Below are 9600 nucleotides of genomic sequence, written 5' to 3'. Positions count from 1 at the left end.
TTTATAAAAATTTTTAAAATTCAATAAACTTTACTAGATTTAAATATTTATAAGACTATACATTTTTGATAAGATTTTTATAAAATTGCAGAAAGATGTTATTTATACACTTTCTGCTTTTTTAATGTTAATTCAAATTTCATTGACATTATTTAATAACAATAAACTTTAACAATTGTTATGGATAACTATTGTTTTTAAATTGGTAATAACTATACCAAAAATAATATCCTAAAAACAATAAAAGCCGCATAACTTTAGCTATGCGACTTAAATTGTTGTCATCCTGACACCTTAAAGCTTCCTACCCCATCCTAGAATATTCCACTATAGCGAGCTTCCTGCTCTATAAAATATTTCCCTTTGTTAAAAGTATCACCTCCTGTGACACCCAAATAAAGAGTTTGTTTCCTTACTAATTCTATGATTCAGTAATAATCTGGCTACTCTACTCATAGAAAAATATCTTAGCATTCAAATCATTAAAGCTATGATTTAAATCTTATGATAATTACTTATCCTTAACCCGGTAACTTTATAATATTGTTTCAGGACTTACAACCTATTGGCTATAACCTTAATCTTACATTATGAAGCACTCAATCCTTTGAGTCATCATCCTTGATGCCGTAGAGTTATAATCTCAAATATCGCTATCTTATGTAAGTCGCCAAAGCGTCATGTGTTGTAAGTATATGCTTACATTGACAGAATCGAATGTAGAGTAATACCCTTCCAAGATACAAAAAAGCCTTTACACCTCTAAGGCATAAAGACTCAGTTTATAAGTAAACTAGCTCATTATATTACATAAATGACTGATTAAATTTTTTATAAACTGCCTAAACTTAATTTAGATTTATAAAGTTAATAAACAGTTATTATTTTTTGGCAGCCAACATAACTTTAGCAGCTTCAATCACGTAAGCTTCATCTTCAGGAAGTTTAGGACGTACATCATTTTTCAAACGGCTACGCTCTTCAAACATTGATTCAGTAGCAGCTTGATACTCTGTCCAATTGGCGTAAGGCTTTTGACCTGTCGTTTTACGACGTGCGTTCTCAGCATCTAAAGTTTTTTGCTCAATCTGCTTTTGATGGGCACGGCGATCATTAATATTAAGTTTAACCGGTTTTTTATCATCTTCCATACTGCGTATCTTGTTCAAAGTGTCTAGATACACAAATTGTGGATTGGTAGTTTGTCGAATTTTGGATTGCTGATTGAGCGTTGCCAAGGTGTTGCTGGTAAACTTACCTTCAGGCTTAAAGGGAGAAGTCTTGATGGTATCCCAAGCCATGGCATTCTTTTGATCCCGTTCACTAAACTCTGCGCCTTCATATATATTTATTAAACCAATATCAGGAACCACTCCTTTATTTTGGGTACTACCACCTGTTATGCGATAAAATTTACGTTGCGTTAAAGTAGCAGAACCTAAGGCTAAGCTGTCCAATTGAATTTGAGCAGACCCTTTACCAGTTGTGGTACTACCCACTATCAAGCCACGGCCGTAATCCTGAATCGCTGCGGCAAAAATCTCAGAGGCAGAGGCAGAAGCCATATTGGTAATCACAACCATGTCACCCGAGTAAAGTTGTTTGCCGCCATCTTCATCTTGATAAACTTGTATATTACCGCGATTATCACGAATTTGTACCAACGGTCCTTCTTTAATAAACAAACCAAGCATCTTAGCCACTTCATCAAGCGAACCACCTGGGTTATTTCGAAGATCGACTACTAAGCCATCGATATGTTCCTCATTGAGTTTTTTCAACTCATTTTGAGTGTCGATGCTCACACTACGGTAATTTTGACCATTACGGCGAGCTTGGTAATTAAGATAAAAGCTTGGGATCTCTAATACACCAATACGTTTTTCTTGACTACTACCATCAGGCTTGACTGTGATAACTCGGTGCGTCACACCAGCATCTTCTTGCTCGATAACATCACGGGTTATAACAATAGTACGAGCTGCAGCGTCAGGGCTATTAGGCTGCTTCACCTTGATAGTAACATCAGTGCCTCGTTTACCACGAATTAAAGCCACCACTTCTCGGGTAGACCATCCGACCACATCCTGCATAGTTTCGCCATCTTTTGACACTGCAATGATTAAATCATTAGGCTGTACTTTACCGGACTTGGCGGCAGGACCCCCTTCTACCAAGGTAACAATTTGGGTGTAATCTGGGTTCTTACGATACGGACGAATGGTTACCCCAATTCCTTCTAACTGCAAAGTAGATTGAACCTGCATTTCAACTGACTGCACAGGGGCATAATAGTTACTGTGTGGGTCATACGTTAAGGTTGCGGTATCTAGGATAGACTCCATGATTTCATCGCTCTTAATACGTTCTAGCTGTTGCTGCTGGCGATGCAAGCGATTTAACAGCACTTCTCTTGGGTTTCTATCTTCGCCCAATATTAAATCATTACCTTTAGTAAGCTCAGGATGCTGAGTATAAAGGTCATCTCGAGCCTTATCTTCATCTTGTGCCAAAGTTAAATTGATAATCTGTAAGGTAAGTTGACGTTCCCAATATTGTTGTTGCTCGGATGCGGTGGTAAAACGTGGTTCTTTTTCTCTATTTAATACCACAGAATCATTGCGCGTAAGGTTTACCTCTTTACTTAAAAACTTATCGGCAAAATTATAGTATTCGTTTGAACGTTGAGTGTAACGATTAAAGATATTTTGCACAGCGCTTAAGTCGCCTTGTTTAAGTCTGTCGGCAAACGTAGAGCCATATTTCTTAGTCAATTCGTCAATATCAGATTTTAAAAACAAAGTGTGATTAGGGTCTAATCGATCAAAGTACATCATCAAAACTTTAAGACCCATTTCAGAATCAAAACGCTTGTTAGAATAGTGAGCCCTGTCCAACAACGCCGCTACTTGACGCGTCGTTAATTTTTGTTCAGGCGTAGCTATAAAAGCTGACTTATCTGCAGCCATTGCTGTGGTATAACTTTGTGATAATACTATTCCTGCTACACCAATTGCAGCGGCACTTAATACCAACTGGGTGGGTTGAAATCTCATAAATTATTCTCGCTCATGATTTTATATGGGTATTTTATTTCGCTATTTTGATTTCGTAATATTGACTTGATATTAGCACATCAATCAGTTGCTAGGTGTCTAAAACTGTATAAGCATTCTTACTAAACTTTAGTTATAGACTACGATACTCTTAACTAACGCGATCTTCTATTTTATTTTTTTATCCAACGTTTATTTTTAAGTTCGATATGTACATGCATGAAAAAAGTGATAATAAAGGGCCCATGTCTTGGTATTGGCTACATTAACTGTAATAATAGCTAATTATTTAAATTTTGATTAACCCAGAGGCAATGCTTTATGTACGGACCTTTAATGATTGATATAGCGGGTACAAAACTTACGGATGAAGACCGTTCAGTATTAAATCGCGCAGAGGTCGGCGGCATTATTTTATTTGGCCGAAATGTTGATACTCCTGCTCAAGTTCGGCAATTGTGTGATGAAATCCATCAATTGCGATCAGATATTATCATTGGTGTTGACCAAGAAGGTGGCCGAGTCGCAAGGTTGCGTGATGGTTTTTCGCCGTTACCAGCGATGGGAAGACTAGGCGAGTTATTTGATAATACGCCTTGTATTGCCCTTTCATTGGCTTATGATTGCGGCTACTTAATGGCGGTGGAAGTGATGGCGGTGGGCATTGATGTAAGTTTTGCCCCCGTACTTGATATAAATGGCGCTAGTCAAGTCATCGGTGACCGTAGCTTTCACTTAGATATTCAAGCCATTGTGGCACTATCTACACAGTTTATGCGTGGTATGAGAGAAGCTGGCATGGCTACCACGGGCAAACATTTTCCTGGACATGGTTCAATTGCTCCTGATTCACATGTCTCAGAGGCTATTGATGAACGTATCTTTGAGGACATCAAAAAGGTTGATTTGCAGCCTTTCATTCAGTGTCAGCCTTGGCTAGATGCAGTGATGCCAGCACACGTTATCTTTAATCAAGTAGACGATAAGCCAGCTGGTTTTTCAAAAATTTGGCTTCAAGACATAGCTCGAGATCAACTAGGCTTTAACGGGGTACTTTTTTCAGATGACTTATCGATGAAAGCCGCCCATACCGCTGGTGATATCGGAGAAAGAGTTACTGCAGCCTTATCAGCGGGATGCGATATGGCACTGGTTTGCAACGATCGTCAAGCCGCAATTCAGGCCATAGAGACAGCATCTACCCTGCCTACCCCGAATCAAAAGCGTCTGCAACAGATGCGTAGCCAAATTCCAAAATGGCAAGGCAGCTTAGAGGCAACATGTGCTCAGTTTGAATACTGGAAAACTGCCCAAAACAACGTACAACAGGCTTTTTTCGGTAACACACAGTCAGTAATTACAGAGCGTGACCCTACTCAGTATAGCCATTAAACAAGTATCTGTTTATGTACTGACGATATTGCCCTAACAGTATTGTACGGACAAGACCAAAGCTCAAAAACTTAAAATATTATATATAAAGCTACAAAAAAAGACCGCCCCTTAGGACGGTCTATATTATTTATCACACTTTACAAAAATTCAGATCTACTTTTAGACGTTTATATCCGAAACCACATGATATAGAAAATACAATGTTATAGACATTAAGCTTAGATATAACGGTGCAAATATATTACTGTGCAGTAGTTGAAGCTGGATCTTTGGCTTCTGCAGGTGCCTCTGGATTGGTTGGTGCTGGCACTTCGCTAGCTTTAGCAGGATCTACATTCGCAGCATCTTGAGTTACTGCAATTTGGTCGTTACCCATAGTTGCTTCATCATAGACAGTAAATTCGATACGACGGTTACGGAATTTACCATTATCAGTTTGATTAGAGGCGATAGGATCAGTCTCACCCATACCTTTAGTCATTAACTTAGAAGCATCTGCGCCTTTTGAAACTAGGTAATCTTTGACAGCTTGGGCACGACGTTGTGATAGTTGTAGGTTATAAGCATCATCGCCATCACTATCAGTATGACCAAGAATCATTAACTTCATATCTGGAATCTGTTTCATTACTTCTACAGCACGGTCCAAAACAGCCTTGTTAACTTCTGGAATGTCCGCTTTATCTACTTCAAAGTTAATAACCTGTAAGCTTAATGCACGAGCCACATCTTTAGGATCTGGATTATCGCCTAGTTTATCCATAGCAGTTGTTGAATCAGTAATACTTTGTTGTATTTCATTGTCTAAATTTAGAGGTCCAGTGGCTATTACATTAAGCTGTGGAGCAGCAGCTTTAATATCTGCAATCAATTTATCAAGCTGTGCCTGATCTGGTGCATCAACATGAACATCGTTACCTTCAATAACTACGTTAGCATTTGGGGTATTTTTGATTAGCGGTAAAATAGCAGCTAAATATGGAGCTGCTGGCATATCGGTTGCAAAGTTACTATAAACTTCTGAACGACATTTATCTGCACCAGCACCGAATACATCTTTAACGGCGCTTGTTACCGTATTACCTAGTTCGTCATTACCCGCTTCAATACGACAAGCAAATAGCTCATCGCCTTCACCTGTTGCTAAAGTTAACACTGCAGGATCCAATTGAACTTGATTAGTCGTAGCAACTGGCTGTTCTACCGTTTGCTGAGGCGTGGCAACTGGTTCTGGATTGTCTTGACAACCTTTTAATAAGGCCCAAGCCAATGCACCTAAAATAATAAGACCAATAATAGGTAATAATGCTTTTAAGAAACCACCTTTTTCTTTTTCTTCACGTACCAATGGATCGGTAGATGTAGTATCAGAAATACGGTGACCTGCCGCATGCGCAGTAGTGGTCACTTCTGGTTTTACAGTATTAACTGGTGTAGTATTAGTAACATGGTTATGAACAGCATGTGCGCCTGCAACACCAGCACCTAATAGACTTGCAGGTAATACAGCAGAAGCCCAACTAGGGATATGATCACGAAAAGAAGATAGGTTATCTTGTAAGAACTGTGGAATAGATGTGCCACCTGCTAAGCTCTTAATTTCATTAAAAGCTAAAGGGGCAGCTGATGCCAATAACCCTTTTACAGAATGAACATCAACATTGTTATGAGCTGCTAGTTCATTAGCGATATTTGATTTATGACTTTCATCCGTAAATAGACGGTCGTATAAACCTAAATCATCGCGATTAACTTCTTGAGAGCCAAGACCATTAAATGTATCCTTATCTGCAAGCTTAGCTGCAAATAAAGCATAAAATTGCTTTAGCAAACTTTCATTTTGTGGGTTTTGATTATCACCTAAAACTGCCGGCGACACGGTACGTACTAAATGACCAATAATATCCATAGTATATTCTCCTAAATGATTAAAAAATGTAAGGCAACCATACTTATAACTATATTTAAAACAGCTATATCGTTGAGCCACCTGTTTTACCACTAAGCTCTAATTTTTATTAAATTAATTATTTAATTAGTAATAAGACAGGTAAACTTTAGTTTTCTAAATAGTTAGAATTTTGAATATTGGCTTTTTTAATTGAGGCGGATAGGATTTTTAACTTCTATATAGCATCTATAAAAAATAGCCTTCTCTAATTAAGCTTCCACACATAAACTTTAAAAATTACTATTTAACTATTCAAATACAAGTCAAATATAAGCACTTTTAAAAATTGAATAAGAATCAATTAAATAAAATTACCAATTCAAATAAAAAAAATTAATATGGGGTAAACTTATCTATCTATATACCAAACTTGCTTACTACAATACCCCAACTTTTAACTAACTACGTTATATTCAGGTAAATTCTCAGTTAAGGATTGTTACAGAATTATTATTTAGTCACAAAGTGATAAAATATTTGACTATAATTCCCTACTATTCATTGCGTAGATTAAATTTTATTATTTTGTTTTAGGCTATTACTGTAACAAAATTACTTATTAGACATCTTCTCTAAATTAGTTTTTATGAATTGTGGTTGTTATAAATACCTCTTTTTACTTAACTTGTAAAGCGCGTTTAGAGTTATCTTCTTTATTTGATCTTAAGGAATTAAATTGAATAGCTTATTAAGCAGTCATACTACCTTAATTATTATTATTACAGTTATCATTAGTCTTTTGGCTTGGCAAAATAAAGGCTTAATGGACAAACTCATTTTCTATCCGCCAGCTGTTAATAAAGGCGAATGGTATCGCTTTTTTACCCATGGTTTTGTGCATGCCGATAGCACTCATCTATTATTTAACATGTTTACTCTGTATTTCTTTGGGCGTGCAGTTGAAAGATATTTTAATCAATTCTTAGGTGGTTTTGGTTTTTTAGTTGTTTATTTGGCTGCTATTATTGTTGCGATGATTCCCAGTTATCTACAACATAAGAACGATCCTAATTATCGTAGCTTAGGCGCTTCTGGCGGTGTTTCAGCTATTTTATTCTCCTTTATTTTAATGTCTCCATGGAGCATGTTATATCTATTTGCAGTAGTGCCTATTCCAGCCATTATCTTTGCAATTGCTTATGTGGGATACAGTATTTATGCCAACAATAAAGGTAACTCTAATATCAATCACTTAGCCCATTTATGGGGTGGCGCATTTGGGGTATTAGCCACTATTTTGCTTTCGCCAAATATATTACCCCATTTTTTATCAGCATTAATGCATCCAAGTTTTTAAACCGTTATCGCCTGTATTCAAAGATAATAGTCAAGTAAAAAAGGAGCGCTAAAAGCACTCCTTTTTTTTGGATTTAAATTAGGGCGTGTCCCTATTTGGATTATGAGGCTAAAAATGAGATAGATTTTTGTCAAACACGAATAATTTCGAAGATAATATAGGCATATTAGCTAGAAATCAGACACAGTTTGGCGAAAATATAGCCATTTTTAAACCATAACTTATTTAATTTGCAAATAGGGACACGCCCTAGTAACTAGCACTATCTAATTTCTACGATACGCTTCTTGTAAGCCACTTATAATCGAGTCGAGCATTTCAGAGTTCCCCTCATGAGCTGCACCTCGCATTAAAGTTGAAGGCGCATGAGTTAGGGTTTGTGTTAGTCGGCGTGTTAGCTCAACCATTATTTCTTCAGGACTAGTATCTGTAGTTTTTAACTGATGCAACATATCTTGAAGCACAATGTCAGCCTTTTGTTTGGCATGGTTACGATAGTTAAAAATGTCCTGCCCTACCTTACGCACTTGATACCGGCGTTCAATCTCAATCACCAGATGACTCACTAATAGTTCAGCCTCAACTGCTGCTTGACGACGTTTTTCGAGGTTGCCGGCTATAACATGTTGCAGATCATCTACTGAATATAAATATACATCATCAAGCTTACCTACGTTAGAATCAATATCTCTAGGCACGGCCAAATCGACCATCAACATGGGCTTATAACGTCTTTTCTTCAATGCGCGGCGGGTCATATTTCTATCAATTAACATATCCATGCTTCCACTACAGCTACTGACGATATCCGCTTGATGCAACAAATTATCCAACTCACTTAAAGGATGCACTTCAATCTGCAATCCAGGACGCTGAAGCTCTTCTGCCAAAGCTGTTGCTCGTTGTGGCGTACGGTTACAAATAATGATCTTTTCAACTCCAAGGGCAGAGATATGCTGTGCTACCAAACGGTTCATTTCGCCTGCTGCCACTAATAAAAAGGTAGCTTGTTGTGGTTTATCAAATATCTGAATCACCAACTTTGAGGCCGCATAGCCCAAGGAGATAGCTTGAGTGCCTACATCAGTTTCATTACGTACCCGTTTGGCGCCAGCAAAAATTTGTTCAATAACCCAGTTTAATTGATTGGTTAAATAGCCATGTTGTTTAGCATCTGATACAGAGCGCTTAATTTGACCTAAGATTTGTGGCTCACCCAATATCATTGAATCGAGACCTGAGGCTACTCGCAATAAATGAGTCAAGGCTTGGCTATCAATATAGTCGTACAAAAAAGGACGCACTTCTTCAATGGGCAAATGCTTAAACTCAACCAACCATTGAATCAGCTGTTCAGTCAACTCTATGGTAGTTATCGGCTCAGGTTTTGGTGTGCTAGTTTGCTGCTCATCGAGTTGCGACAGATCTAGTTGAGTTAATGTCTGATCCATAAATGCTTGCGTATTAGGCGCTAAAGCATAAATTTCGGTGCGATTACATGTCGATATAATAAGACTTCCAGCAGTTATCTTTTGCAACTGTGCCTGTGCCACCTGTATGTCGCCGCCCACAAATGCTAACCGTTCACGCAAAGCGACAGGGGCAGTTTTATGGTTTACACCGATGACTACAAGATTCATGTAAAATCTACCAACTGATTTGAAGTTAAACCGTTAATATTGAATACCTCATAAAAGCCCTACTATTAACGACTCATTATCGATTTTAGATAAGGGCTTAATACCCTTTATCAAGAGAGAACCATACAAATGCCCATAAACGACTGTGATTTACAGGTCTATTCATATTTTCAAAGAAACTAACTGAGGATATAAACGAAGGATTATAGCATTTAATACTTATATATTCACGAATGCTATATTATATCGTCTTACAAAAAC

The 9600-nt window shown here is 37.5% G+C and carries 5 protein-coding genes; 2 read left to right on the top strand and 3 right to left on the bottom strand.

Annotated features, from left to right (window positions below; genetic code table 11):
* Positions 1-881: 881 nt before the first annotated feature.
* Positions 882-3056: a carboxy terminal-processing peptidase gene (locus QZ265_RS02680; RefSeq protein WP_296403139.1), complete on the bottom strand. Its 2175-nt coding sequence runs from the start codon at positions 3054-3056 to the stop codon at positions 882-884.
* Between the two features lie 321 nt (positions 3057-3377).
* On the opposite strand from QZ265_RS02680, the gene nagZ reads away from it, so the two are divergent.
* Complete coding sequence (nagZ, locus tag QZ265_RS02675; protein ID WP_296403137.1) at positions 3378-4448, top strand: beta-N-acetylhexosaminidase; 1071 nt, start codon at positions 3378-3380, stop codon at positions 4446-4448.
* 244 nt (positions 4449-4692) lie between these two features.
* Here the strand turns inward: nagZ and QZ265_RS02670 are convergent, their stop codons facing one another.
* Positions 4693-6360 (bottom strand): OmpA family protein, encoded by a 1668-nt coding sequence (locus QZ265_RS02670; RefSeq protein WP_296403136.1) that lies wholly within the window; start codon positions 6358-6360, stop codon positions 4693-4695.
* A 718-nt stretch (positions 6361-7078) separates the two neighbouring features.
* On the opposite strand from QZ265_RS02670, the gene QZ265_RS02665 reads away from it, so the two are divergent.
* On the top strand, positions 7079-7699 hold the full coding sequence (locus QZ265_RS02665; protein WP_296403134.1) for a rhomboid family intramembrane serine protease: 621 nt from the start codon (positions 7079-7081) through the stop codon (positions 7697-7699).
* A 266-nt stretch (positions 7700-7965) separates the two neighbouring features.
* On the opposite strand, the gene hemA is transcribed toward QZ265_RS02665, so the two are convergent.
* Positions 7966-9339: a glutamyl-tRNA reductase gene (gene hemA / locus QZ265_RS02660; protein WP_296403132.1), complete on the bottom strand. Its 1374-nt coding sequence runs from the start codon at positions 9337-9339 to the stop codon at positions 7966-7968.
* Positions 9340-9600 lie beyond the last annotated feature (261 nt).

It is taken from the genome of Psychrobacter sp., assembly GCF_018260395.1.
Classification (GTDB): Bacteria; Pseudomonadota; Gammaproteobacteria; order Pseudomonadales; family Moraxellaceae; genus Psychrobacter.
The sequence above is the reverse complement of the archived record's forward strand: the minus strand, read 5'-3'. Positions and strand labels throughout refer to the sequence as shown.